This is a genomic window from Oceanimonas sp. AH20CE76 (assembly GCF_039654065.1).
Taxonomy (GTDB): domain Bacteria; phylum Pseudomonadota; class Gammaproteobacteria; order Enterobacterales; family Aeromonadaceae; genus Oceanimonas; species Oceanimonas smirnovii.
Map to the genome: position 1 here is coordinate 1345435 of NZ_CP155481.1, position 25743 is coordinate 1371177.

Annotated in this window: 18 protein-coding genes; 11 read left to right on the forward strand and 7 right to left on the reverse strand. The window is 57.6% G+C overall.

Annotated elements, in window-relative coordinates:
- Window positions 1-3 precede the first annotated feature (3 nt).
- Entirely contained in the window at window positions 4-729 is a 726-nt protein-coding gene (locus N2M06_RS06585) for a methyl-accepting chemotaxis protein (RefSeq protein WP_346351990.1), read from the forward strand.
- A gap of 13 nt (window positions 730-742) precedes the next feature.
- Here the strand turns inward: N2M06_RS06585 and yegD are convergent, their stop codons facing one another.
- Window positions 743-2101 (reverse strand): molecular chaperone, encoded by a 1359-nt coding sequence (yegD, locus tag N2M06_RS06590; protein ID WP_346351991.1) that lies wholly within the window; start codon window positions 2099-2101, stop codon window positions 743-745.
- Between the two features lie 128 nt (window positions 2102-2229).
- On the opposite strand from yegD, the gene N2M06_RS06595 reads away from it, so the two are divergent.
- The 4 genes from N2M06_RS06595 to N2M06_RS06610 all read left to right on the forward strand — a co-directional run bounded on the left by N2M06_RS06595 (window position 2230) and on the right by N2M06_RS06610 (window position 5008).
- Window positions 2230-2736: a DUF3087 domain-containing protein gene (locus N2M06_RS06595; RefSeq protein WP_019933944.1), complete on the forward strand. Its 507-nt coding sequence runs from the start codon at window positions 2230-2232 to the stop codon at window positions 2734-2736.
- Between the two features lie 36 nt (window positions 2737-2772).
- The gene (locus N2M06_RS06600) at window positions 2773-3123 is read left to right on the forward strand and encodes a GlpM family protein (protein WP_019933943.1); all 351 of its coding nucleotides are present in this window, start codon (window positions 2773-2775) and stop codon (window positions 3121-3123) included.
- A gap of 72 nt (window positions 3124-3195) precedes the next feature.
- Window positions 3196-4173: a hypothetical protein gene (locus N2M06_RS06605; RefSeq protein ID WP_346351992.1), complete on the forward strand. Its 978-nt coding sequence runs from the start codon at window positions 3196-3198 to the stop codon at window positions 4171-4173.
- 13 nt (window positions 4174-4186) lie between these two features.
- Window positions 4187-5008 (forward strand): mechanosensitive ion channel domain-containing protein, encoded by an 822-nt coding sequence (locus N2M06_RS06610; RefSeq protein WP_346351993.1) that lies wholly within the window; start codon window positions 4187-4189, stop codon window positions 5006-5008.
- A 4-nt stretch (window positions 5009-5012) separates the two neighbouring features.
- On the opposite strand, the gene N2M06_RS06615 is transcribed toward N2M06_RS06610, so the two are convergent.
- Window positions 5013-6797: a BCCT family transporter gene (locus tag N2M06_RS06615; RefSeq protein WP_346351994.1), complete on the reverse strand. Its 1785-nt coding sequence runs from the start codon at window positions 6795-6797 to the stop codon at window positions 5013-5015.
- Between the two features lie 211 nt (window positions 6798-7008).
- On the opposite strand from N2M06_RS06615, the gene recC reads away from it, so the two are divergent.
- The 4 genes from recC to N2M06_RS06635 are packed head-to-tail and all read left to right on the forward strand — an operon-like array spanning window position 7009 to window position 16730.
- A complete protein-coding gene (gene recC / locus N2M06_RS06620) occupies window positions 7009-10416 on the forward strand; it encodes an exodeoxyribonuclease V subunit gamma (protein WP_346351995.1) in 3408 nt (1135 codons plus the stop codon).
- A complete protein-coding gene (gene recB, locus N2M06_RS06625; protein WP_019933938.1) occupies window positions 10413-14027 on the forward strand; it encodes an exodeoxyribonuclease V subunit beta in 3615 nt (1204 codons plus the stop codon). Before recC ends, recB begins: the two co-directional genes overlap by 4 nt.
- Window positions 14024-16021 (forward strand): exodeoxyribonuclease V subunit alpha, encoded by a 1998-nt coding sequence (recD, locus tag N2M06_RS06630; protein ID WP_346351996.1) that lies wholly within the window; start codon window positions 14024-14026, stop codon window positions 16019-16021. Before recB ends, recD begins: the two co-directional genes overlap by 4 nt.
- A gap of 43 nt (window positions 16022-16064) precedes the next feature.
- On the forward strand, window positions 16065-16730 hold the full coding sequence (locus N2M06_RS06635) for an anti-sigma factor (RefSeq protein ID WP_346351997.1): 666 nt from the start codon (window positions 16065-16067) through the stop codon (window positions 16728-16730).
- 8 nt (window positions 16731-16738) lie between these two features.
- On the opposite strand, the gene N2M06_RS06640 is transcribed toward N2M06_RS06635, so the two are convergent.
- Complete coding sequence (locus N2M06_RS06640; RefSeq protein ID WP_346351998.1) at window positions 16739-19210, reverse strand: EAL domain-containing protein; 2472 nt, start codon at window positions 19208-19210, stop codon at window positions 16739-16741.
- Between the two features lie 121 nt (window positions 19211-19331).
- Window positions 19332-20636, reverse strand: a complete 1305-nt coding sequence (locus N2M06_RS06645) for an AarF/ABC1/UbiB kinase family protein (RefSeq protein WP_346351999.1) — start codon at window positions 20634-20636, stop codon at window positions 19332-19334.
- A gap of 90 nt (window positions 20637-20726) precedes the next feature.
- On the opposite strand from N2M06_RS06645, the gene N2M06_RS06650 reads away from it, so the two are divergent.
- Together N2M06_RS06650 and N2M06_RS06655 are read left to right on the forward strand one after the other, a co-directional pair.
- Window positions 20727-21200: a hypothetical protein gene (locus N2M06_RS06650; protein ID WP_019933931.1), complete on the forward strand. Its 474-nt coding sequence runs from the start codon at window positions 20727-20729 to the stop codon at window positions 21198-21200.
- 410 nt (window positions 21201-21610) lie between these two features.
- On the forward strand, window positions 21611-21871 hold the full coding sequence (locus N2M06_RS06655) for a DUF1496 domain-containing protein (protein ID WP_245541378.1): 261 nt from the start codon (window positions 21611-21613) through the stop codon (window positions 21869-21871).
- A gap of 1 nt (window position 21872) precedes the next feature.
- Here N2M06_RS06655 and yfaE read toward each other — a convergent pair whose 3' ends face one another.
- From yfaE to nrdA, 3 genes are all read right to left on the reverse strand, one after another.
- Entirely contained in the window at window positions 21873-22145 is a 273-nt protein-coding gene (gene yfaE / locus N2M06_RS06660; RefSeq protein ID WP_019933928.1) for a class I ribonucleotide reductase maintenance protein YfaE, read from the reverse strand.
- On the reverse strand, window positions 22142-23275 hold the full coding sequence (gene nrdB / locus N2M06_RS06665) for a class Ia ribonucleoside-diphosphate reductase subunit beta (RefSeq protein ID WP_019933927.1): 1134 nt from the start codon (window positions 23273-23275) through the stop codon (window positions 22142-22144). Before nrdB ends, yfaE begins: the two co-directional genes overlap by 4 nt.
- An 87-nt stretch (window positions 23276-23362) precedes the next feature.
- Complete coding sequence (gene nrdA, locus N2M06_RS06670; RefSeq protein WP_019933926.1) at window positions 23363-25636, reverse strand: class 1a ribonucleoside-diphosphate reductase subunit alpha; 2274 nt, start codon at window positions 25634-25636, stop codon at window positions 23363-23365.
- Between the last annotated feature and the right edge of the window lie 107 nt (window positions 25637-25743).

Genomic DNA, 25743 nt, shown 5'->3' on the forward strand with positions numbered 1-25743 from the left:
GAGGTGCACAGTGATGCTTACCGCCAATTCTGGCAGCAGCTGCGTTCGGGCGAATACGTATCGGATCGGTTTCGCCGTCTTGACAGCCGGGGCAATGTGGTCTGGCTGGAAGCCTCTTATAACCCCATTCACGACGAAGCCGGTGAGCTTTATAAGGTAGTAAAGTTTGCCACTGTGATAACCGAACAGGTGAACCGCGAGCTGGCTACCGCCGAAACATCTGATATTGCCTATGATATTTCCAAAGCCACCGATGAAAATACGCGCAAGGGCATGCAGGTGATCGATGCCACCATCAGTATCATGAATGAGCTCTCAAGCCAGATGAGCAGCGCCAGTGCCGGTATTTCAGAGCTGGACAGCCAGTCGCAGCGTGTGGCCGAGCTGGTCAGCAGTATTCGCGGTATTGCCGATCAGACCAATCTGCTGGCACTGAATGCCGCCATAGAAGCGGCTCGTGCCGGCGAGCAGGGCAGAGGGTTTGCCGTGGTGGCTGACGAAGTACGCAATCTGGCGGCCCGCACCAGTTCGGTCACCGAAGAAATCATTACCATGGTCTCGGAGAACCGCAAGCTGACCGAGCAGGTGGTTATTCTGATAGAAGAAAGCATGAGCCGGGCACAGCAGGCTCTCACCCTGTCCAGTGACTCGGGTAATGTCATGCGAGATATACAGCAGGGTGCCCGGCAGATAGTGGATGCGGTAGGGCAGTTCCGGCTAAATTTGTAACTTTTATACTCTGTCAGCAATAAATTCGCCTGGCCCAGCGGGTTAACCCTGCGGTAACACTGCCAAAATGATCGCCAACCACAATGGGAGTGTGGGGAAACGCCCGCTGTAAAAAACGCTTCAGCACCGGCGATTTGGCCGTGCCGCCGGTAACAAACACCACTTCAGGCTGAGTGCCTGCCTCTGTAATGGCACTTTGCATCAGGCTGGTAATACGGCCAAGCTCGCGCTGGCAGGCCTGGGCAAAGTCATCACGGCTTAGTTCAAGGCTTAAATTATTATCGATATCGCACAGTTCAATCCGTTGGCGGGTCTGCTCGGTAAAGGCAATTTTGCTCTGCTCGGCGGCGTTAACCACCCGGTAACTGAGCTTGTGTTTTTGCACCCTGAGCAGGCGGCTTACCAGCGCGGGCTCGGCCGCGTCCCGCTCCAGTTGTTGCAGCAGGCGGCGGTTGGCGGCGCTGTAAAACCCGGTTTGCTGATGAATATCGTTAATGGCCACCGCCTGCCAGTAGCTGTTGGCGGGCATGGTTTTTCCGCTGGCAAGCAGGCTGTTCAGGCCAAAGGCCGGCATGATTCCCTTGAGGGCAAAGGCAATATCAAAGTCATTGCCGCCCACCCGTTCACCACTGTGGCTGAGCAGATCCCGGCTGCGATCTTCACGCTGTGCCTGCTGTGGCCCCATCAGTATCATGGAGCAGTCGGTGGTGCCGCCGCCAATGTCCACCACCAGAACCCGGGTTTCCTTGTTCAGGCTGGCTTCATATTCAAATCCTGCCGCCACCGGTTCAAACTGAAATTCGACCTCCTTAAAGCCCACCCGTTTGGCGGCCCGGGTCAATATGGCCAATGCCTGATCGTTGCTTTCTTCGCCGCGCAGGCCCTGAAAGTTAACCGGCCGGCCAATGACGGTTTGCGTCACGGCTCTGCCCAGGCTGGCCTCGGTCAGGGTTTTCACATTGCTCATCATGGCTGCGACTATGTCTTCAAACAGCTCAATCTGCGCCGGCAGCAGGCCACTGGCCCCCAGAAACGACTTGGGTGATTTGATGTAGTAGCCTTCATCGGGCTCCTGCAGATAGCTGTTCAGGGCATCGCGGCCAAAGAACAGTTCACCGGAAATACCGTCCAGCGCCAGCTCGTTCAGCTCGGCCTGACCTTTTTGCAGCTGCAGCCGGCGCTGTTGGGCGAAGTGATGTTGTTCGGCTGCTGGCAGCTGACGATGCAGCCAGTTGACGATCACCTCACGGCTGGGGGCATACAAACTGGAGGCGATATAGCGGCCGTGTTTACCCAGCGGCAATATCATTGGGCGATTGCCGTCCATGACACCAACAGCGCAGTTTGATGTACCGTAGTCAAATCCGATCATGGCAGCGCCTTTGCAAAAAGGCGCGAATGTTACTGCTATTGCCGTGCTGGAGCAAGGCCCGGCGCATTAGCAAGAAGGGCCGGGCGCGCTTATAATGCAGCCGGTTTTAATTAATTTTTCAGGTGGTTATGAAACTTAAACAGATAGATAAAAAGCGCTACCGAGGGCATCTTAATAAAGTGTTTATCGGGTCTGCACTGGTACTGGCCGTGCTCAGTCTGGCTATTTCTCAGCTGCTGATAGCGTTTTTCCCCGATGCCGATGGCAGTCACTTTCACTGGAACCTGCTGGGAGTGGTGTTTGCAGCGCTGCTGGTGGGGGCCGGGCTCAGCCGGTTTCGTCAGCACCCTTTTATGACCGAGGTTGTGTATGTGTGGGATCTGAAACAGCGGCTGAACAAGATTGCCCGCAAACGGCGGCAGGTGGAAGCGGCTGCCCGCGAAGGCAATGAAACCGCCATGCAGATACTGCAGTTTTGTTATGCCGGCTCGCGCCAGCTGTGGCAGCTGGATGACAATACCATTGTCATGGATGAGCTGGCAGACAAGCAGGCTGAGCTGAACACGCTGGCTGAACAGCACGGGGTGACCCTGAATGCCGAACAGTATGATGAAAGCATGCTGAAACAGTTTTAATGCAGCAGCCCAGGCACGGCTGACCGGAGGAAGAGAGTGTTATCACTGTTTTTGAAATCGTTACTGGGGGCGCTGGCGGTACTGCTGATTGCGCTGCTGTCCCGGTCCAAAAGCTTTTTTATTGCCGGGCTGGTGCCTTTGTTTCCCACCTTTGCACTGATTGCTCATTATCTGGTGGGCACAGAACGAACCATGGCGGATTTAAGGGTAACGGCGCTGTTTGGTCTGTATTCCTTGCTGCCTTATGCCGCTTATTTGCTGGCGGTATACTGGTTCAGCTATCGTTTTAGTTTATTTACTACGCTGGCAGGCGCAACGCTGGTCTGGGGCCTGGGTGCTGCAGGTCTGTTGCTGGGCTGGATGAAATATTATTCCGTGGCGGCCTGAGTATCGCTCTTATACTAAAAGCGGTCAGCCCATATTCAAGGCAGATGATCACACTGGTAAGGAGACTGAATTATGGCTGCCAATGGCCACTGGCGATTAATATTACTGAGTGACTTTCAGTGTCCGGAGCCGCCGGCCAGCACCCGGCTGCAGCGCAGCTGGCACAAGTTGCAGCGGGTGTTTGGCATAACCGACGAGTCCGATACCAACAATGGCAGCACGCTGCCAGACTATGCCGGTTTTAACCGCACGCCCGCAGTAAAAGCGCTGGATCATGGTCTTAAAGGCTGGCCGGGCCAAACCCGGGAAGTGCGTTTTTTACTGGATCCTCCTTTCAGTGCCACCGCCGACATTGCCCGGGACTGGGCAGAATGGCGACAATGGCCTTGTCTGCAGCCGCCTACTATCACTCAGCTGGTCAGCGCTGATGTGGAAGCTTGGTGGCAAAGCCAGCAGGTACGCGGTCCCTGGCTGATTGATGATATCAGCCGCTACTTTCTGCGTACCGCCACTGGCATGAGGTTTTTACGCTGCCTGTTGATGCAGCTGGTACAGGGAGCCTTTGGCACCGGCCTGGTGGTGTGTAACAGCTGGACTTACCGTTTTATCACCCAGGGTTTTGATCCGGGCCTGAGCGCCGTTTATTGCTTTGCTCCGGCGACGCCCGGTCTGTTGCGTGAACTTGGCATCAAAGGCGCTGAGCGTCAGCTCACCCGGCTGGCCGCCCGCGCCCGGGGCAACGCCGGTGTGGCGCTGGCGCTGTGGAAAGCCGAGCTTGAACAGCCGCCGCTGCCTCATATTCCGGCCAGCATGCACGATAACGAAGGTTTTGTGCTCTATGCTCTGCTGTTGCATGGCGGGCTGAATGAGGCGGCATTGCAACAGGTGCTGCCCATGCTGGCACCGGAGCAGCTGGCCGCCAGCTTGCTCAGAATGCTGGCGGCCGGGCTGGTAGCGAGAGAGCAAACCCGCTGGCATATCAGTCCGGTGGCGTATGGTGAAGTGCGGGAGTTTCTGGCCGGCCGGGATCATTGTCTCGACGAATTTTAGCAAGGAGCGCGTTTTGGATGCGGAAAAAGTCCGTAATTTATTTCGTAGTATAACCCCCGGACTGCTGATTGAGCTGGCTCTTGTGGTGGCAGTGGTGCTGCTGCTGGCCTGGCTTATTCAACGCCTGTTGCCCATGCTGGCAGCCCGTTTGCACGGCCGGCGGCGGCACTGGGTGCTGGCGCTGATCCCCACGTTGCGTATTCTGGTGGTGGCGGTGGCCATTGGCTGGATAGTCAGCCTGCTGATTGAGCCTTCTTTGCGTAATATGGTGGCTATTCTCGGGGCCGTGGGGCTGGCGCTGGGTTTTGCCCTCAAGGATTATGTCAGCAGTCTGTTTGCCGGTGTGGTGGCTGCCTATGAACGGCCTTACCGGCCCGGGGACTGGATTGAAGTGGATGGCTGTTATGGCGAGGTGCGCCATATTGGCCTGCGGGCAGTAGAAATGGTGACCCCCGACGACACCGTCGTGGTGGTGCCCCATTTAAAACTGTGGAACGGACTGATCCGCAATGCCAATAACGGCGGTGCCAGCCTGATGTGCGTGGCCAGCTTTTATCTGGCCACGGCGCACGATGCTTACCAGGTGCGCCGGATATTGCATGAGGTGGCGCTGTCCAGCCCTTATCTCAAGCTGAGCCGGCCCGTTGTGGTGGTGATGGAAGATCATCCCTGGGGCAGCCGTTATCGCATCAAGGCCTACCCCATGGATCCTCGCCAGCAGTTTTTGTTTATCTCGGATCTCACCGCCAGAGGCAAGGCGCAGCTGCAAACCATGGGCGTGGAATTTGCCCGGGTGGAAGCCATGGCCCAGACCAGCGACAGCAACGCCGGCTGATTAATCAGGTTTTCAGCGGTGTGATCTTTTCAGCATCTTCTTCCTGCTGCTGACGCATTTCATCATATTCTGCCTGCTGGGCCAGCACAGAGCCTTCCGGTGCTTCCGAGGTTTCACCCTGCTCCCAGGGGGCAGTTTCGGGCAGCTCCTCAATGTGAATGGTCTTCAGGGAATAATCCGGCTGATAGTGCAGATCGTATTTGGCCGCCTTGATAATGGAGATCATCATCATGGCCATGATGACGATAAGCGGTGCGCCGGCAAAAATGGACGCGGTCTGCAGGGTCGACAAACCACCCAGGAACATTAATACCGCTGGCATAAAGCACAGGGTAAAGGCCCAGAACAGCCGGTTCCAGCGGTGCGGCTCGCCGTCCACTTCCCGCTGCACCACAGAGGCCAGAATAAAGGAAATGGAATCAAAGGTAGTGGCGGTAAAAATAATGGCCAGCAGGGTAAACACGGCCACCATCAGCCAGCTCATCGGCAGGGTGTTCAGTACTGCAAAAATGGCCGCGGTCGGGCTTTGCTGATTCAGAATGGCGACAATATCCAGTTCACCGGACAGCTGCATATACAGGCCATAGTTGCCCAGGATCATAAAAAAAACAGCACAGCCCAAAGACCCGAAGAAAATGGAGCCTACCACCATCTGGCGAATGGTACGGCCTCTGGATATCTTGGCAATAAACAGCCCCACAGTAGGGGCAAATACCAGCCACCAGGCCCAGTAAAAAATGGTCCAGTCCTTGGCAAAGCGGGTTTCGTTAAAGCCATGCTCAGCAAAGGGACCAAACGACTCGGTCCAGGTCATCATGGTAATCATCTGAGTCAGTGAACGGCCAATGCTTTCCAGTCCGGTATTCAGAATAAAACCAGTGGGGCCGGCAAACAGTACTACCACCAAAAATGCCAGCGCCAGATAAAAGTTGATGTTGGAAAAGAGCTGAATACCGCTTTTCAGGCCGCGCCATGCACTCCAGGCAAAGAGTGCCGTGGTGCCCAGCAGCACCATGACCCGGCTCCAGTTATTTACCGGCAGGCCAAACAGCTCATGCAGGCCTTCGGTGACCATGGGTGAGGCCAGCCCCAGAGTGGTGGCACCACCGCCAATCATGCCAAAGACAAAAAACACATCCACCAGCTTGCCCCAGTTGCTGCAGGCAAAGCTTTCACCAAACAGGGGGGCCAGACTCTGGCTCACCTTCAGGCGGGGCGAGTTGCGCACATGGGCAAAATAAGCAATGGGAATGGCCGGGATCAGATAAATGGACCAGGCCACCGGCCCCCAGTGAAAAATTCCGTAGGTGGCCGCCCAGCGAATGGCGTCGGGTGTGCCCGGCTGCAAACCAAAAGGCGGTCCCTGATAATAATAGGCCCATTCAATAATGCCCCAGTACAGAATGCTGGCACCAATGCCGCCGCAAAACATCATGGCTGCCCAGGAGCTGTTTTTGAATTCCATTTCGTCTTCGGGCTTGCCGAGCTTGATACTGCCAATATCCGAAAACGAAATGTAAATCACAAACAGCACGGCGGTCAGTCCCAGTGCCAGATAAAAGACGCCAAAAGTGTCTGTGATCCAGGTTTTGGCCTGTGCCACCCAGCTGGCGCCTTGCTCCGGAAACAGCACCAGAGGCAGGGTGACCGCAGCGAGAATGAACAAAACCGAAAAGAAAGTGAAGCGGTCGATGCGGGTGTCCGGCACTTTATTTGGCTGCAGTGGATGTTGAGGCAAACTTCGGTCAACGTCGCCCAAATGCACGCTGTGCTGCGGTTTTGTTGTCATAAGTGACTCCTTGTTATTGTTATTCCATGGGCCTGAAAATTATCGGACCGTCTTTTTCGTGAGCGCAAAAGATTAGGATTGTAACCATTTGCCGGCCATTGGCAATTGATGGCCACCGGGCGGCATTTTTAACCATGGTGGCGGACGACGCTTAATGTCGCGCTCATTCGGCACTATGATAGGTGTCACGCACGGGAAACAAGGACTCGCAATGCAGAATGAAAACGGCCTCAGCCCGGGGCTGATGGTGGTACATGGCAACCACCTGGAGGAGCTGAGAGCGCTGGCCGTCACCTGGATGCGGCGCTACCCCCTGGCCCCGCTGGAAAACGAAGTGGTACTGGTGCAGAGCAATGGTATCGCTCAGTGGCTTAAGCTGGCCCTGGCCGCCCGCGACAGTGGCGGCATTGCCGCTGCGGTGCAGGTTGACCTGCCGGCTCGTTTTCTGTGGCAGAGCTATCGCGCTGTGCTGGGCAGCGACACCATTCCGCGCTTGTCGCCGCTGGACAAAGCCCCGCTCACCTGGCGGCTGATGCGGCTCTTGCCCGGGCTGTGCAGCGAGGCTGTGTTTGCACCCCTTGAACGTTTTTTGCATGACGACGGTGACGGCCGCAAGCGCTATCAGCTGGCGGAGCGGCTGGCGGACTTGTTTGATCAGTATCAGGTTTACAGAGCCGACTGGCTGGCGGCCTGGGCTGAGGGCCGGGACATCATGATCCACGGCCGCCGGGGCGAGCAGCCGCTGGACGACGCCGTGCGCTGGCAGCCGGCGCTGTGGCGGGCCCTGCTTGCCGATGTGGGCGAGCAGGAGCTGGCGGGCAGCCGGGCCGGGGTGCACCCGCGCTTTGTGGCGCAGCTGCGCCGCTGCGAACAAAGGCCTGCCGGTTTGCCGCGCCGGGTGGTGGTATTTGGCATTTCCTCATTGCCAGCACAAACCCTGGAAGCGCTGGCAGCCATGGCCCGCTTTACTCAGGTATTGCTGTGCGTACACAACCCCTGCCAGCATCACTGGGGCGACATAGTGCCGGATCAGGACTTGCTGCGGCACCAGTACCGCCGCCATGCCCGCAAGGCCGGCCAGTCGCCGGGGCTGAACGACACCGAGCTGCATCAGCATGCGCACCCGCTGCTGGCGGCCTGGGGCAAGCAGGGGCGGGACTATATCAACCTGCTCGACAGCCTGGATGATCCCGACAGCTACCGTGCCCGTTTTAATGCCATTGGCAGCCGTATTGATTTGTTTGATAACGGCGATACCAGTCACCTGCTGGGCCAGCTGCAGGACGACATTCTTAATTTGCGCCCGCCGGCAGAAAGCCGTGAATACTGGTCGCCGCTGACGCAAGAACAGCTCAGTATCGAGTTTCATATCGGCCACAGCCCCCAGCGGGAAGTGGAAATTCTGCACGATCAACTGCTGGCCCGTTTCTCGCAGGACAAGGCCTTGCGCCCGCGAGACATTATTGTGATGGTGCCCGACATTAATGTGTATGCTCCTCATATTCAGGCGGTGTTTGGCCAGTATGAGCGCGACGATGATCGCTTTATTCCCTTTACCCTGGCGGATCAGGGCAGCCGGGGCTGTGAGCCGCTGCTGATTGCCCTGGAGCATTTGCTGCGCCTGCCGGAAAGCCGGCTGCAGGTAAGTGAAGTACTCGATCTGCTGGAGGTGGCGGCCCTGCGCCGGCGTTTTGGCATTGCCGATGCCGACCTGCCGGTGTTGCGCCGCTGGATTGAAGGTGCCGGTGTGCGCTGGGGCCTGGATGCTCAGCGCCGGGCCGGACTGGGGCTGCCCGATGGTCTGGAGCAGAACACCTGGCGCTTTGGCCTGCGGCGTATGTTGCTGGGTTATGCGGTGGGTGCCGGGGATGCCTGGGCCGGCATAGAGCCCTATGATGAAATCGGCGGCCTGGATGCGGCCATAATAGGGCCTCTGGCCAACTTGCTGAATGCCATTGACCACCTGCATCATAACCTGAGTGATGCCATGGCTGCTGACGACTGGGCGGTGGTGCTGCATGGCCTGCTGGCACAATTTTTTGAGCCGGAAAACGAGCGGGAGCAGAGCCTGCTGGCCGGCCTGACCGAGGCGCTGGAGCACTGGCATGAACTCTGTGACGGGGTAGCGCTGAGCGAGCCACTGCCCTTAACCGTGGTGCGGGAAGCCTGGCTGGGAGCGCTGGATCAGGGTCGGCTCAGTCAGCGTTTTCTGGCTGGTGCCGTTAACTTCTGTACCCTGATGCCGATGCGCGCCATTCCCTTTAAGCGAGTGTGTCTGCTGGGCATGAATGACGGCGACTACCCGCGTAGCGTGACCCCGCTCGACTTTGATTTAATGGGGCAAGACTACCGGCCCGGGGATCGTTCCCGCCGGGAAGACGATCGCTACCTGATGCTGGAAGCCCTGTTGTCGGCCCGGGACGGGCTTTATATCAGCTGGGTAGGACGCAGTATCCGCGACAATACCGAGCGGCCGCCGTCTGTGCTGGTGGGGCAGCTGCGGGATCACCTGAGCGGCTGGCAGCTGGAAAACGGCGGCCCCCTGCTGGAGGCCATGACCACCGAGCATCCGCTGCAGCCCTTCAGCCGGCGCTATTTTACCCAGGGCAGTGACCTGCAAAGCTATGCCCGTGAGTGGGTGGCACAGCCTGCAGCGGCTGGCATTGAAAGTGCCTTGCCAATATGGCAACCCGATGGCCCGGTCACGCTGGAGCAGCTGCAGCAATTTTTGCGCCAGCCCGTGGCCACTTTTTTTGCCCGCCGGCTCAAGGTGATACTGGAGCAGGACGCCGCCGCCCGTCAGGACGAAGAGCCCTTCGGTCTCGACGGCCTGGAGCGCTACATGATCAAACGGGAGTTGCTGAACGCCGCCGCCGTGGCCGATGAAGTGAATGACGCCCTGAATACCGCCGCCCGCCGGCTGCAGGGGCAGGGGCGTTTGCCGCTGGCGGGTTTTGGTGAGCGGCTGCGGGCCGAGATGCTGGAATCATTGCCGGAGCAACTAAGCCGCTACCAGGCCCTTTGTCATGCCTGGCCTGACTTGCTGGAATCCCCGTTGCCGCTGTCGGTCAGCCATGGCGCGCTGCAGCTGGAAGGCTGGCTGGGGGGCTTGCGCCGGCAAGGTGAACAACTGGTGCTGATTGAACTGCAGCCGGGCGATCTGAAAAGTGGTAAAAGTGTGCGCTGGCACCGGCTGTTACACGCCTTTGTGGCCCAGACAGTGGCCTGTGCCAGCGGCATTGAACTGAGTCTGTATCTGGTGGGTGAAGACGTCACCCTGCAGGCACCGCCACTGCCACAGAGCACGGCACTCACCCTGGTGCAGCAGTGGCTTGACGCCCTGCAGGCGGGCATGACGGCCCCGCTGCCGGTGGCATTGAAAACCGCCATGAGTGCCCTTGAGCAAAAAGACCCCGCCAAAGCGGAGCTGGCTGCCAGCAAAACCTATAACGGCGACGATTTTCATTATGCCGGCGAGCGGGCCGAGAGCGGTGTTCTGGCGCGCCAGTTTCCCGACTTTGACGCTCTGCAGGCCGATGGCCGTTTTATCCGCATCAGCGAGCAGCTGTACCGGCCGCTGCTGGAATATGGCCCTCAGCCACAGGAGACTTCATCATGAATGCATCGCGTCCGCTGGCGCTGACGTTTCCCCTGCACGGCAGCCGGCTGATTGAAGCCAGTGCCGGCACCGGAAAAACCTTTACCATTTCGGCTCTTTATCTGCGGCTGGTGCTGGGCCATGGCGGTGAGCAGGGGTTTAAACGGGAGCTGCTGCCGCCGGAAATTCTGGTGGTCACCTTTACCGAGGCTGCCACTCAGGAGCTGCGCGATCGCATTCGCAGCCGGCTGGTGGAAGCGGCTGCGGTCTTTCGCAAGGAAACCGATGGCGACGATCTGCTGCGCACACTGAGAGACGACTTTGCTCCCGGGCAGTGGCCGGGCTGCGCTCACCGTCTGGACATTGCCGCCCAGTGGATGGACGAGGCGGCGGTGTCCACCATTCATGGCTGGTGTCAGCGCATGCTGCGTGAGCATGCCTTTGACAGCGGCAGCCTTTTTACCCAGACCCTGCAGACCGATCACAGCGAGCTGCTGGCCGGAGTGGTGCGGGATTACTGGCGACAACACTGTTATGACCTGAGCGGTGCGGCACTAGACTGGGTGATAGCCCACTGGCAAACCCCTGATACCCTGCTGCATAAGGTACGCCCGCTGTTAGCCGAGCCGGAGCAGGTGCCAGGCGAGCTGGGAGAGCTGCTCACCACCCGGCTGAATGAGCGTGAGGCCAGGCTCAGAGCGATAAAAGCGCCCTGGCAAGTGTGGGTGAACGAGATAGAGCAGCTGCTGCAAACCGCCATTGCCGCCAAGCAGGTGCAGGGCAAGTGGCTGCAGGCCAAACGTACCGACGGCTGGCTGAGTGTTATTCGGGACTGGCTGAGCAGCGACGAGCTGGTGCTGCCGTTAACGGAGGCGGCGTTTTATCGCCTGAGCCAGAGCGGCATTACCGAAGCCTGGAAAGACACGGCCGCCGCGCCCGAGCACCCGGCTTTTGCCGCCATGGAAACTTTGCCCGCCGAGCTGACGGCGCTGGCCGCGCCTTTGGAAGCCCCGCTGCGCCATGCCGCCGGGCATGTGCGGGCGCGCTTTGAGCTGGAAAAACGCCGGCGGGCGGAAATGGGCTTTGATGACATGCTCACCCGGCTGGATGATGCGCTTGCCGGCGAAAACGGCCCGCGACTGGCCGAGGTGATTCGGCGGCAGTTTCCGGTGGCACTGATCGACGAATTTCAGGACACAGACCCCCTGCAATATCGTATTTTCAACACCATTTACCGTGTGGCCGATAACGATGCCGACAGCGGCCTCTTTATGATTGGCGATCCCAAACAGGCTATTTATGCCTTTCGTGGGGCGGATATTTATACCTATCTGGACGCCCGTGCAGCCACCAAAGACCGGCACTACACCCTGGACACCAACTTTCGATCCTCCCGCACCATGGTGTCGGCGGTGAACCGCTTGTTCGAGCGAGCCGAAGCCCATGAGCAGGGGGCGTTTCTGTTTCGTGAGAACGGTCAGAATCCGCTGCCTTTTATGCCGGTCAAGGCCAGAGGCCGCAGTGAGCAGTGGCAGTGTGATGATAATCCCTGGCCGGCGCTGGTGTTGTGGCAGCTCGATAACGAGGACGACAAGCCCTTTTCCGGCGGTGCCTATGTGAATGACATGGCGGCCCGCTGTGCCAGCCATATGACGCACTTGCTGAATCTGGGCGGTGAAGGCCGGGCCGGTTTTGCCGGCGAAGACGGTTTTACGCCGGTCAGACCCAGCGACATGGCCGTGCTGGTGCGCAGCTTTCGTGAAGCCCAGGCCATTCGCCGGGCACTGGCGGAGCGGGGCGTGCGCAGTGTGTATCTGTCCGACAAGGATTCGGTGTTTGCCAGCCCCGAGGCCGGTGATGTGCTGCACTGGCTGCAGGCCTGCGCCGCGCCGGAGCAGGACGGCAAACTCAGAGCCGCGCTGGCCACCGCCAGCCTGGGGCTGAGTCTGGCGGAGCTGGAGCGGCTGAATCAGGACGAGCGCCACTGGGAAGCCAGGGTCATGCAGTTTCGGGATTATCGCCGGCTGTGGCAGCGCCAGGGCGTGCTGCCCATGGTGCACCGGCTGCTGCACGACTTTGAGCTGCCGGCCCGGCTGCTGCAGGACACGGAAGGAGAGCGCCGGCTGACCAATCTGTTGCATCTGGCGGAGCTGATGCAGCAGGCCGCCGCCACCCTGGATGGCGAGCAGGCGCTGATCCGCCATCTGGCCGAGTGCATTAACGGTGAGCGGGAAGCCGCCGATGAGCAGGTGCTGCGGCTGGAAAGCGATGCCGCCCTGGTGCGGGTGGTGACCATTCACAAGTCCAAGGGACTGGAATATCCGCTGGTATTTCTGCCCTTTATCTGCAGTTTTCGTGAAAGCGGGGCCAGAGGCAGCGCGGTGCAGCTGCATGAAAACGGCCGCAAGCGGCTGGTGCTGAGCCCCACCGATGAGCAAAAGGCCCGGGCCGAGCGGGAGCGGCTGGGAGAAGACCTGCGCCTGCTCTATGTGGCGCTCACCCGGGCCCGCCACGCCTGCTGGCTGGGGCTGGCCGATATTGGTGTGGGCAACAGCAAACACTCGCGCCTGCATGACTCGGCCATTGGCCGGCTGCTGGGCGGCGGTGCCACACTTGCGGGTAACTTGAGCCAGTGGCTGCAGCCGCTGGAAAGCGCCGATACCGCCCTGTGCGCCGCTCCCGAGGCCAATAAGACGCTCTTGCAGGCTTGTGATGACGATGTGGCTGAGCCGGTATGGGCCGAGCCAGGACGGCCGGCAGCGGAGCACTGGTGGATAGCCTCCTACAGCGCTTTATTAAGCCGTAACGATGCCGGCCGGCGTTTTGACGATGCCTCACCGGAGCGGCCCGAAGCAGAAAAAAGCGGTGATGACGACACCGAACGCCCCTTTGTGCCGCTGCGCCCCGGTGAAACGCCCGGGCTGCACCGCTTTCCTCGCGGACCGGCGGCGGGCACCTTTTTACACGGTTTGCTGGAGCTGGCGCTGAATGAGGGACTGGCGGCCCGGCCCGAGGAGTTGGCCACCCAGCTGGCGCGGCGCTGTCAGCTGAGAGGCATGACGGAATGGACCACACCACTCACTGACTGGTTGCTGGGGCTGATGAGCACGCCCCTGTTTGCCGGCGGGCCGGCGCTGCAGCAACTGGAGCAGTGTCAGCCTGAGCTGGAATTCTGGCTGGAAGTGAGCCATGTGCACATTCCGGCCCTTGACGGCCTGATACGTCAGCATGTTCTGCCTGAGCGGGAGCGGCCCGAGCTGGCCCCCGGCCGGCTGAACGGCATGCTCAAGGGCTTTATCGATCTGGTGTTTGAGCATGAGGGGCGTTATTACGTGGTGGATTACAAGTCGAACTGGCTGGGATCCGACGACGGTGATTACACACGGGCGGCCATGGAAAACCAGGTGATTCGCCACCGTTACGATCTGCAGGCGGTGCTTTATGTGCTGGCGCTGCACCGCCAGCTGCTGCTGCGTTTGCCTGATTATGACTATGACACCCACATGGGGGGAGCCCTGTATGCCTTTGTGCGCAGCCCCGGTGCCGGCTGGTTCGAGCGCCCACCCAAGGTGCTGATTGAAACCTTAAACCAGCTGTTTTACGGCGAGCAGAACGAGGAGAGCGGGTCATGATCACCACCAAAACGTCAATACAGGAGCTGCAGTCCCTGCTGCAGCAATGGGTGGAACTTGGCTGGCTCAGAGCCCTGGACAGCGCCCTGGCGGGCTTTCTGGCTGAGCAGGTGCCAGGCGCAGATCCGCGTGTCCTGCTGGCGGCGGCATTGGCCAGCCACCAGCTTGGTCATGGCCATGTGTGTCTGGACCTGGCGGCCACCCTGGCCGAGCCGGACTTTGCCCTGTCGTTGCCACCGGAAGGAGAAGAAGGCCTGGCGGATGCCTGGCTGCCGTCTTTGTGGCTGGCCGGACTGACCCTGAGTGACTGGCAGCAGGCGCTGGCACAAAGTCCGCTTATAGCGGCCAAGGGAGAAGCGGAGCGACCGCTGGTGCTCAGTGGTGAACGGCTTTATCTGCGCCGCTACTGGAGTTATGAGCAGGGAGTTGCTGAAGCGCTGGCGGCCCGTATTCGAGATGACAGGGACGTGCCCGATGATCTGCCCGTCTGGCTTGAGCGGCTGTTTCCCGAGCCGCTCAGAATTAATGGCGAGCGCCAGACCGACTGGCAGAAGCTGGCCTGTGCCCTGGCCGCCAGCAGTGGTTTTACCCTGATCACCGGCGGCCCCGGTACCGGCAAAACCACCACTGTGGTGCGGCTGCTGGCGTTGTTGCAGGGCACCGCCAGCCAGCCGTTGCGCATCAGGCTGGCGGCACCCACCGGCAAGGCGGCGGCCCGGCTGACCGAGTCTATTGGTAATCAGGTAGTCAGGCTGCCGGTGAATGAAACGGTACGCGCTCATATTCCCACGGAAGTGAGCACCCTGCATCGCCTGCTGGGCAGTGTGCCTGGCAGCCGGCATTTTCGTCATCATGGAGGGAATCCGCTGCCGCTGGATGTGCTGGTGGTGGATGAGGCGTCCATGATTGATCTGGAAATGATGCACAGCCTGCTGATGGCCCTGCCGGCGCATGCCCGTCTGTTGTTGCTGGGAGACAAGGATCAGCTGGCTTCAGTGGAAGCGGGAGCGCTGTTGGGAGACTTGTGCAGTCAGGCCGAGCAGGGACTCTATACTCCGGAGCGCAAAGCCTGGCTGGAAGCGGTCAGTGGTGAACAGGTGGCTCATCCGTCACTGCTGGCCGGAGATTCAGAGCGCCACGCGCTGGCCCAGCGGGTGCTGATGTTGCGCTATTCCCGCCGCTTTGCCGGTGGCTCCGGCATTGGCCGGCTGGCGGAGGCAGTAAACAGCCAGCAGGCGACGCTGGCCCGGACCTTGCTGGGCCAGTATGACGATATTGCCTCGGTACGCATAAAGGGCGAGCAGGACAGCAGCCTGAACCGTTTGCTTTATGGTGGCAGAGGTAAGGCGCTGGGCTACGGCCATTATCTGGAAGTATTGAACAACACCCGCCCGGCTGTGAATACCGCCTTTGATGATAACGCCTGGCATGACTGGGCCGACAGTGTGCTGACGGCCTTTGATCGTTTTCGCCTTTTGTGTGCGGTGCGCCGCGGCCCCTGGGGGGTGGAAGGGCTGAACCTGCGCATTGCCGGTCTGTTGCACCGGCGCGGTCTGCTCAGCGCTGCTGAAGGCTGGTATGAAGGCCGGCCCGTGCTGGTGACCCGCAATGATTACAGCCTGGGGCTGATGAACGGCGACATCGGCATTGCTCTGCGGCTGCCGGAACAAGACGGTCACGCCGTGCTCAGGGTAGCGTTTGCCCGCAACGACGGCAGTAACGAGCTGCGTTTTGTGCTGCCAAGCCGGCTGAGCGAGGTGGAAACCGTGTTTGCCATGACAGTGCACAAGTCTCAGGGCTCGGAGTTTGAACATACGGCGCTGATCCTGCCCGAGGCGCTGAATCCGGTGCTGACCAAGGAGCTGCTTTATACCGGCATTACCCGGGCCAGCCAGCATTTTACCTTGCTGGAGCCGGGCCGGAACGTATTTGAACAGGCTATTGCCCGCCGTGTTGAGCGGCGCAGCGGCCTGCTTGAAAGCCTGCAGCGCTAGTACAAAATATTTTTTTGCTTAGGTGCATCCAATTGATGCTGCAATGTATGCTCTGGCCGGTGAGTATGTGCTGGGCACCTTGTCTGCAGAAGAGCGGCAGCAACTGGAGCAGCGGCTGCAGACGGATGAACGCCTGCAGCATGTGGTGGCGCAATGGGAAGAGCGGCTGCATCCCCTGGCAGCACTTGCTGAGCCGGTGGCTCCCTCATCTCTGCTCTGGCCCAGGATCAGGCGCAGTATTGATATGCTGGAATCATTACGCCCGGCTGAACCAAAGCGTCGCTGGTGGCAGCACATATTGCTCTGGCAGGGCGTGAGTATGGCGGCCTGTGCTTTGGTGGCGGTGCTGTTACTGTTTCAGCCTGCGCCACAGCCGGCTTACGTGGTGGTACTGATTGCCCCCGAGCAGCAGACACCGGGCTGGCTGGTGCGAGCCAGCAACAGGCGGGAGGTTCAGCTGCTTCCGCTGGCAGTCACCAGCATACCGGCAAACAGGGTGCTGCAATTCTGGACCAAGGGAGCAGACTGGCCGGCACCGGTATCTCTGGGACTGGTGGAGCCGGGGCAGCCGCTGCACACCACACTGGATGAGCTGCCGCCGCTGGCACCGAATCAGTTGTTTGAGTTGACCCTTGAGCAGCCGGGTGGCTCGCCCACGGGGCTGCTTACCGGGCCGGTTCAATTTATTGGCCGTGCTGTTGCCCTGTAACCATCATCTCAGTTCCGGCAGGTTTGTTTGCTGAGCCAGCGCTCGGCAAACTCATCAGCAGTCACGGGCCGGCCGGTGAGATATCCTTGAATTAAATCCACGGGGTAACGCGTCAGTGTCTCCATCTGTGCTTCAGTTTCCACCCCTTCCGCCACCACTTTATAGTCCAGCTCCCGGGCAAGGCCTGTGACCGCTGCCAGAATGGCATTACTGCTGCGGGATTCCTGGCGCTGAATAAAGCTGCGATCAATTTTTAACGTATCCACAGGCAGATCCTGTAAATAACTTAATGAGGAGTAGCCGGTGCCAAAGTCGTCGATGGCAATGCTGAATCCCAGCTCGCGCAGGCCATAAAGCAGAGGAATGGCCTGCTGCTGCTTGTCGAGCAGCACGCTTTCGGTCAGCTCTATGCCAATAAGCCCGGCCGGCAGCCGGTGCTCCGCCAGCAGCAGCCGGAACTGCACCAGCAGGTTATGCTGCCAGAACTGCTGTGCCGACAGGTTGACCGATACCGGCACCGGTATTAATCCTTGATCCAGCCAGCGTCGTTGCTGGCTGGCAACATTGTTCAGCAGCGTCATGCCAAGTGGTACCATCAGGCCGGCACGCTCTGCCAGAGGAACAAATTCTGCCGGAGAAACCGGACCAAAGTCGGGATGATGCCAGCGGGCCAGTGCCTCGGCTCCGGCCAGACTGCGATCGTCACGGCGCACCTGTGGCTGATAATGCACACTCAAGCCTTCGCCGGTTTCCACGGCGTAGCGCAGTGCCGTTTCCATGGCCAGCAGCTTGTGCTGCTGGTGATTCATATGTTTACTGAACAGACGATAATCGTTACGGCCTTCCTGTTTGGCCTGATACATAGCCGCATCGGCCTGATGTAACAGCTGCTCGGCAGAGCCGGCGTCATCAGGATACAGGCTGACTCCCAGACTACAGCCGATACGAAATTCATGGGGGCCTATTTTGAAAGGCTCGGCAATGGTATCGATCAGGCGCTGAGCGACACGGCTGGCTTCTTCCGGCTCATTCAGCTCGGGCAGCAGCACAATGAATTCGTCCCCGCCCAGTCGCGCCAGAGTATCGTCTTCCCGCAGGCGGATGCGAATGCGCCGGGAAACATCGAGCAGCAGCTCGTCACCGGCAGCATGGCCCAATGTATCGTTAACCTGCTTGAAGTGATCAAGATCAAGAAAGATAAGCGCCAGGTGCTGCTTGTTACGGTTTGCATGGCGAATAGCCAGCTCCAGCCTGTCTTCCAGCAAACGCCGGTTGGGCAGACCAGTAAGCGGATCGTAATAGGCCAGACGCCGGATCTTGTCTTCGTTTTCCCTGATATGAGTAATATCGGTAAACAGGGCGGCAAAATGTGTGGTATGACCGTCATCATCGTGAATGGCGGTAATGGTCAGCAGCTCAAGATAGAGCTGGCCGCTCTTGCGCCGGTTCCAGATTTCACCGCGCCAGTACCCGCGCTCATTAATGGTTTTCCACATGTCACGATAAAAAGCAGCATCGTGCCGGCCGGAAGACAGCATGGCCGGGGTACGGCCTATTACTTCTTCGGCGCTGTAGCCAGTGGTGTGAGTAAAGGAGGGGTTGACAAACACGATGCGGTTTTCAGCGTCGGTAATCACTATGCTTTCCAGCGACGCTTCTATCACTCGTTCCGCCAGCTGCAAATTCAGCCGCGAGGTATTAAGCGCCTGATCCCGCTCCTGCAACAATTGCTGCATTTCTTTGAGGTAGCGGTATTCAACCCCATTTATGATTTCCCGAAAACCCAGCAGCCCCACTACTTTATTGTTTTCCAGTACTGCCAGATGCCGTACCTGATTATCTATCATCAGGTCCCGTGCGTGCAGCAGCGTATCACCCGGAGCAACAGAAAACAGCGGTTTACTGGCCAGTTCTCCCACCGGTGTATTACCGGCATGGCGAGCAATGACCCTCACCATATCACGCTCGGTAATAATACCCAGTTGCACCGCCGAGCAGGTGATGACGGCGGCGTCCTGCTGGTGTCTGAGTAACTCACCGGCAGCAGCTGCCAAAGACATGATGCCCGGCAATACCAGCGGGGTGGTATTCATGGCATCGTTTACCCGGCGTAAACCAAGATAAGGCTCAAGACCCTGTTTCAGGGCTATATCGGTTTGTGACACCATGCCGGCCGGCAGGCCACTGTCGTCGGTAATTAATAAGTGCCGGCACTGATGATTTCTGAACCACTGCTCAACTTCTTTTACCGGCGTGGTCTGGGGCAGGCTGCGCACTGGCTGACTCATGACTTTGCGAATGGGCACATCCAGACTGGCAGAGGTGCTTAAATCCAGCTTGAGGCTGTCCCGTTCGGTCCAGATGCCCACGGCAACATTGTGCTCCAGTACCAGAATGGAGCTGCAGCGACGGGATGCCATTCGCTCTGCTGCCTCACGCAGGGGAGTGTCCGGGCTGCAGGTAAGCAGGCCGGTATGCATCAGCCTTTCTATCAGTACTGGGTTTGGCGAGATATCCGTCACTTATGTTCAGACCAGGTAAAGCATTTAATTTCTCACTCTATCTGTGGATATAGTACTTGGCAATTATCTTGTTATGCATTTATAGCCAGGATTGTAATTGTTGCCTTACATTCACTTTGGCTCCCAGTCTGGCCGCCAGTAAATAGAGGCCGCCAATCTTGCGATGCAAGAACAATGCATCGGCAGGGGGGCTGTGCCAGTAGTTTTGCTGCATGCTGATGGCTGTGCCTGCATCACGCAGTCGCTGGGCCAGGGTGCTGTTGCCAAAATCAAAAGGCGCGTTCTGCTGCAAGGGTTCGCAGGCCAGCTGCACCATGTGAATGATCGCCTGTTTCTGTTCGGGAATAATCTGCTGACTGAAAAAACCGATATCGGTAAGCGCGGCTGTCATGGCCTGCTCATTATGGTCAAGGGCAGCACAGAACAGACGGCGGTAGCCGTCACCAAATGACGGGGCATATTCACGGGTTGCACCGAAATCGAGCAGTACCAGGCGTTCATCCTGATATTGAAAATTGGCAAAGTTGGGATCGGTTTGCACCAGGTTAAATTCAAATAATTCGCGAAACAGCAACTCAAACAGCAATGCCATAATATGGTTGCGTCTTTCTAACGGTTCATTCCCGAGAGACTCAACAGGTTTACCATCCACAAAGCTCATGGCCAGCAGCCGCTCTGTGCTGATATCAGTACGAGCCCTGGGCAGAATGAAACGTTCATCACCCGCCAGCAGCTGATTAAAGCGCTCAAGCTGACGAGCTTCAAGAACATAGTCGGCTTCAGCATGCAGCTGCTGTCTGGCTTCATCAAGCAGTTGCTGATAATTTACTCCCTCGGGCACCAGACCACTGATGCGCAGCAAGGTTGCGACATTACTCACATCACTGTCAATGCTGCCGGCAATGCCCGGATACTGAATTTTTACCGCCAGATGTTCGCCGTCATCAGCCCAGGCCTGATGCACCTGACCAATGGATGCAGCAGCCATGGGGCGAAATTCAAAGTGACTGAAATGGCGTTGCCAGTCCTCTCCCAGCTCATGCTTAAGTACCTGTGCCAGCTGTGATGCAGGCATGGGAGTGCCCTCAGCCCGCAGCCGGGCCAGAATATCGGCCAGCTCCGGTGGCAGCAGATCGCCGGCATCCATCGACAGCAGCTGTCCCACTTTCATGGCAGCTCCCCTCAGCCGGGCCAGCTGATCACCTACCCGGCGGGCATTGGCCGGCGTAAGCAGCAGATCCCGGGCACTGGGGCGCTGACCCCGGGACCATTGCCTCGCCCCTTCACCCAACATGCCACCGGCTACCCGGGTTGCCAGAGATGCCAGGTGGCCGATTCGGGCCAGGCGGTGTCCGGGCACTTTATGCCCTTTGTCATTACTCATGGATGCACCCTCTTTCTATAATGGCCACACAGACCGCTAAAAAGACATTTATATTCAGATCAGCCCCTTTATTTTCGAGGAGACAGACTTATGCATGCATTCTGCTGCGGCACAGTTTTTGTACTGTTGCTGACCGGTTGCGCCAGCTCTCAGGAGCGCGCGTTAAGCCGGTTGGATGAGGTGGCCGGCAGAGTGCTCAGCTTACCCTGTGCACAGCCGGTATTGACTTACCGGCAGCTGGAAAATCCGCATGTTCCCGGACTGATTGACGAGATTGAAACAGTGTCTTGCCCGGGGCTTGAAGCTCAGGTTTATTTATCCAGTAAAGCGTCGCGTCCTGATGGCATGCCCATTTATTTGCTGGTAAGCAAACCGCATCCCGCGTTACCTGAATTTTTGCAGCCCGGCTCCGATGGTCACGGCATGACACAGCATTTAGGCAAGCCGGCCAGTCGTGATCACCGGCGCTGGCAATATGGTTCAGTGGAAACAACCGAGACAGTGACCGTGGAATGGCAGCAAGGGCTGATCAAGACGCTGCGTTGGGAGTGGTATTTTGACTGAAAGGTAAAAAGGGCACTGTAAGTGCCCTTTACTGATATTATTCTGCGTTATTGCGCTTATCGCGTTTTTCCTGACGTTTCTCTTTCAGGGTTTTCTGGGCCTTCTTTTTTACTTTTTCCTTGCTCATGATTTGGCTCCGTTAATTCCCGCCTGCAAAAAGGTGCCGTTTTCCCTTTTGCCGGCGCAAACATGTCGTGATGACGAGAGTTACAACATGGTCACGGCGAAAAAATTACTTCAAGGCAATGTCTCCTTTATCAGCTGCCACCGGCAGTACCAACAAAACAAACCAACCCAAAGTGAAAAAATATAATATTCAGTACCCTAGCCAAGGCAAACCGGAAAAGCAAGCGTTGGCCCGGAAAGCAATGTTAGAATAAAAGCCGTGATACAGTAACGGGGAAAACATCATGAAATGGATGATACTGAGTGCGCTGCTGCCGGTAATGGCGCTGGCCAATACTATTTCAACCACCAGCGTACCGGTGGAGCTGAATCTGGCCACGGGCACCGAGCCGGTGTGTTATTTTGAAGACAAGCGCTATTCAAAGGGCGCTGTGATTGAAATGGGCGGGCACTGGTTTGTGTGTGAACGGGAAAAGTCCTTTGAACAGAACGGCCGGCTGAGCTGGCATCCATTTGCGCCGCAAGAGCGTTCGCAGCAGAACTGAGTCAGGCCTGTTTTTTAACACAGGCCAAGGCAACATCCAGCTGAATTTCGCCTTCAGGCCGGCAGCAGCAGGGCAGTATTTCACCACTGGCCACAAAAGCCAGCGGTGTTTGCTGATAGCGCACCCGGCCTGTGATCAGAGAAGTACGGCAGGAGCCGCAATAACCACCCCGACACTGATATTCAATGGCGTGACCGGTGCGCTCAAGGCCGTCAAGCAGGGTTTCCCCTGCTTGCAGTTCAAAACAGATGTCTTGAGTGTGTACCTTGCTCACAGCTCAAAATCACCCAGATCGTCATGGCTGACGTGTGAGTCAATCTGACCCACCAGATAGGAGCTGACTTCTACCTCCTGAGGAGCCACCTGTACGTTATCAGACGACAACCAGGCATTAATCCAGGGAATAGGGTTTTGCTTGGCACCCTCAAAGGCCGGCTCCAGTCCTACCGCCTGCATGCGCAGGTTGGTGATGTATTCCACATACTGGCACAGAATGTCTTTGTTCAGGCCTATCATGGAGCCATCTTTAAACAAATAGGCGGCCCATTCCTTTTCCTGAATGGCGGCAGCCTTGAACAGATCAAAACACTCCTGCTCGCAGTCTTTGGCTACCTGCGCCATGTCAGGATCGTCATCGCCGCTGCGCAGAATATTGAGCATATGCTGAGTGCCGGTCAGGTGCAGCGCTTCGTCCCGTGCAATCAGCTTGATGATTTTGGCGTTGCCTTCCATCAGCTCACGCTCGGCAAAGGCAAACGAACAGGCAAAGCTGACGTAAAAGCGAATGGCTTCCAGGGCATTGACGCACATCAGACACAGATAGAGCTTTTTCTTCAGCTCATACAAGTTAACCTGTACTTTCTGGCCTTTAATCTCGTGCTCGCCTTCACCATAAAGATGGTAAAAGTTGGTGTACTCAATCAGCTCGTCGTAATAGCGGGCAATATCTTTGGCACGTTTCTGAATGTGTTCGTTGGCAACGATATCATCAAACACCTTGGCCGGATCGTTAACGATATTACGAATAATATGGGTGTAAGAGCGGGAGTGAATGGTTTCGGAGAAAGCCCAGGTTTCAATCCAGGTCTCAAGCTCAGGAATAGATACCAGTGGCAACATGGCCACGTTAGGGCTGCGGCCCTGAATGGAGTCAAGCAGCGTCTGATATTTCAGGTTGCTGATAAAAATATGTTTCTCATGATCCGGCAGTGCCTGGTAGTCGATTCTGTCCTGAGATACATCCACTTCTTCCGGACGCCAGAAAAAAGACAGCTGTTTTTCGATCAGCTTTTCAAAAATTTCATATTTTTGTTGATCATAACGGGCCACGTTCACCGGGTTACCGAAGAACATGGGCTCTTTCATATGATCATTCTGAATTTGACTGAAAGTGGTGTAAGACATTTTTCTCGTTCCGCAATCCAAGGCGCACAGGCTGCGCACAAGAGGCGGGAATGATTCCCGCCTTGATAAGTTGACAGTGATGACGCCTTAAATCTTGCAGGCACCACCGGCACAATCATCTTCCTGCATATCGTTCTGGGCGTCAGCGGCACCATCACGGGTGTTATGGTAATACAGGGTCTTGAGGCCAAATTTATAAGCCGTGAGCAGATCTTTAAGCAGTTGCTTCATGGGCACACGGCCGCCCTCAAAGCGCGACGGATCATAGTTGGTATTGGCAGAAATGGCCTGATCCACAAACTTTTGCATCACGCCCACCAGTTGCAGGTAGCCGTCGTTGGCGGGCATCTGCCACAGCAGCTCATACTGACCCTTGAGGCGCTCATATTCCGGCACCACCTGCTTGAGAATACCGTCTTTGGACGCCTTGACCGACACCAGACCACGGGGCGGCTCTATGCCGTTGGTGGCATTGGAGATCTGGCTGGAGGTCTCGGACGGCATCAGGGCTGTCAGGGTACTGTTGCGCAGGCCTGTGGTTTTGATCTCTTCCCGCAGCGCCTCCCAGTCCAGATGCAGCGGCTCCTGGCAGATGACATCGAGATCCTTCTTATAGGTATCGATGGGTAAAATGCCCTGAGCATAGGTGGTTTCATTAAAGGCCGGGCAGGGGCCAAACTCTTTGGCCAGCTGTACCGACGCTTTCAGCAGATAGTACTGAATGGCTTCAAAGGTTTTGTGAGTCAGGCCGATGGCACTGCCGTCTGAGTATTTTACGCCGTTTTTTGCCAGGTAATAGGCATAGTTGATCACGCCAATGCCCAGAGTACGGCGGTTCATGGAGCCTTTCTGTGCTGCCAGCAGAGGGTAGTCCTGATAATCGAGCAGGGCGTCAAGGGCACGCACGGCCAGATCGGCCAGGCCTTCCAGATCGTCCAGCTTGTCGATGGCACCCAGGTTAAAGGCTGACAGGGTACAGAGGGCAATTTCACCCTCTTCGTCGTTGATGTCGGTGAGCGGCTTGGTGGGCAGCGCAATTTCCAGACACAGGTTGCTCTGACGTACCGGTGCCACGGCAGGATCGAACGGGCTGTGGGTATTACAGTGATCCACGTTTTGTATGTAGATACGACCGGTGCCGGCACGCTCCTGCATCATCAGCGAAAACAGCTCAATGGCCTTGACGGTACGTTTGCGAATGCTGTCATCGGCTTCATATTTAACATAGAGCTGTTCAAATTTTGCCTGATCTTCAAAGAAGGCATCATACAGGCCGGGCACGTCAGACGGGCTGAACAGGGTGATATCACCGCCCTTGATCAGGCGCTGATACATCAGGCGGTTAATCTGCACGCCATAGTCCATGTGCCGTACGCGGTTTTCTTCCACGCCGCGGTTGTTTTTCAGTACCAGCAGCGATTCCACTTCCAGGTGCCACATGGGGTAGAACAAAGTCGCGGCACCACCGCGCACACCGCCCTGAGAGCAGCATTTAACCGCAGTCTGAAAGTGCTTGTAGAAGGGAATGCAGCCGGTATGAAAAGCCTCACCACCACGAATGGGGCTGCCCAGGGCGCGAATACGACCGGCGTTGATGCCGATGCCGGCACGCTGGGACACATAACGCACTATGGCACCGGAAGTGGCGTTGATGGAGTCGAGGCTGTCACCGCACTCGATCAGCACGCAGGAGCTGAACTGGCGGGTAGGGGTGCGCACCCCGGACATAATGGGCGTGGGCAGAGAAATCTTGAAGGTGGACACGGCATCATAGAAGCGGGTCACATAGTCCAGCCTGGTCTCTTTCGGGTATTTGGAGAACAGGCAGGCGGCCACCAGCATGTACAGGAACTGGGGGCTTTCATAGATATCGCCGGTTACCCGGTTCTGTACCAGGTATTTGCCTTCCAGCTGCTTGATGGCGGCATAGGAGAAGTTCATGTCCCGATCGTGATGCAGGCGATCGTTCAGGGTTTCCAGCTCGGCCCGGCTGTAGTCTGCCAGAATATGCTGGTCGTATTTTCCCATTTCGGTCAGGCGCACCACATGATCGTAAAAGTGGGGCGGCTCAAAACGGCCATAAGCCTTCTTGCGCAGATGGAACATGGCCAGGCGGGCCGCCAGATACTGGTAATCGGGAGTCTGCTCGGAGATCAGATCGGCTGCCGCTTTGATGATGGTTTCATGAATGTCTTCGGTGCGAATACCATCGTAAAACTGAATATGAGAGCGCAGCTCCACCTGAGAAACAGAAACATTATCGAGGCCTTCGGCAGCCCAGGTGATCACTCTATGGATCTTGTCCAGATCAATAGGCTCCTTGTTGCCGTCGCGTTTGGTAACCAGCAAATGTTTGTTCATAAGGTGAACCTTCTCCCGGTGATGTTGTGGCGCAATTTTTCGTGCCGGCAGGCCACACTATATAGTGTGGTTACCTGACCAGAAAAACACAACATATAGTTGTCGTC

Coding starts and splice junctions, on each gene's coding strand:
- yegD (WP_346351991.1), bottom strand. CDS start 2,101: ATGATCGGATTTGACTACGGTACATCAAACTGCGCTGTTGGTGTCATG.
- nrdB (WP_019933927.1), bottom strand. CDS start 23,275: ATGTCTTACACCACTTTCAGTCAAATTCAGAATGATCATATGAAAGAG.
- N2M06_RS06645 (WP_346351999.1), bottom strand. CDS start 20,636: ATGAGTAATGACAAAGGGCATAAAGTGCCCGGACACCGCCTGGCCCGA.
- N2M06_RS06605 (WP_346351992.1), top strand. CDS start 3,196: ATGGCTGCCAATGGCCACTGGCGATTAATATTACTGAGTGACTTTCAG.
- recC (WP_346351995.1), top strand. CDS start 7,009: ATGCAGAATGAAAACGGCCTCAGCCCGGGGCTGATGGTGGTACATGGC.
- N2M06_RS06595 (WP_019933944.1), top strand. CDS start 2,230: ATGAAACTTAAACAGATAGATAAAAAGCGCTACCGAGGGCATCTTAAT.
- N2M06_RS06655 (WP_245541378.1), top strand. CDS start 21,611: ATGAAATGGATGATACTGAGTGCGCTGCTGCCGGTAATGGCGCTGGCC.
- N2M06_RS06615 (WP_346351994.1), bottom strand. CDS start 6,797: ATGACAACAAAACCGCAGCACAGCGTGCATTTGGGCGACGTTGACCGA.
- N2M06_RS06640 (WP_346351998.1), bottom strand. CDS start 19,210: ATGCATACCGGCCTGCTTACCTGCAGCCCGGACACTCCCCTGCGTGAG.
- nrdA (WP_019933926.1), bottom strand. CDS start 25,636: ATGAACAAACATTTGCTGGTTACCAAACGCGACGGCAACAAGGAGCCT.
- recD (WP_346351996.1), top strand. CDS start 14,024: ATGATCACCACCAAAACGTCAATACAGGAGCTGCAGTCCCTGCTGCAG.
- N2M06_RS06635 (WP_346351997.1), top strand. CDS start 16,065: ATGTATGCTCTGGCCGGTGAGTATGTGCTGGGCACCTTGTCTGCAGAA.
- N2M06_RS06650 (WP_019933931.1), top strand. CDS start 20,727: ATGCATGCATTCTGCTGCGGCACAGTTTTTGTACTGTTGCTGACCGGT.
- recB (WP_019933938.1), top strand. CDS start 10,413: ATGAATGCATCGCGTCCGCTGGCGCTGACGTTTCCCCTGCACGGCAGC.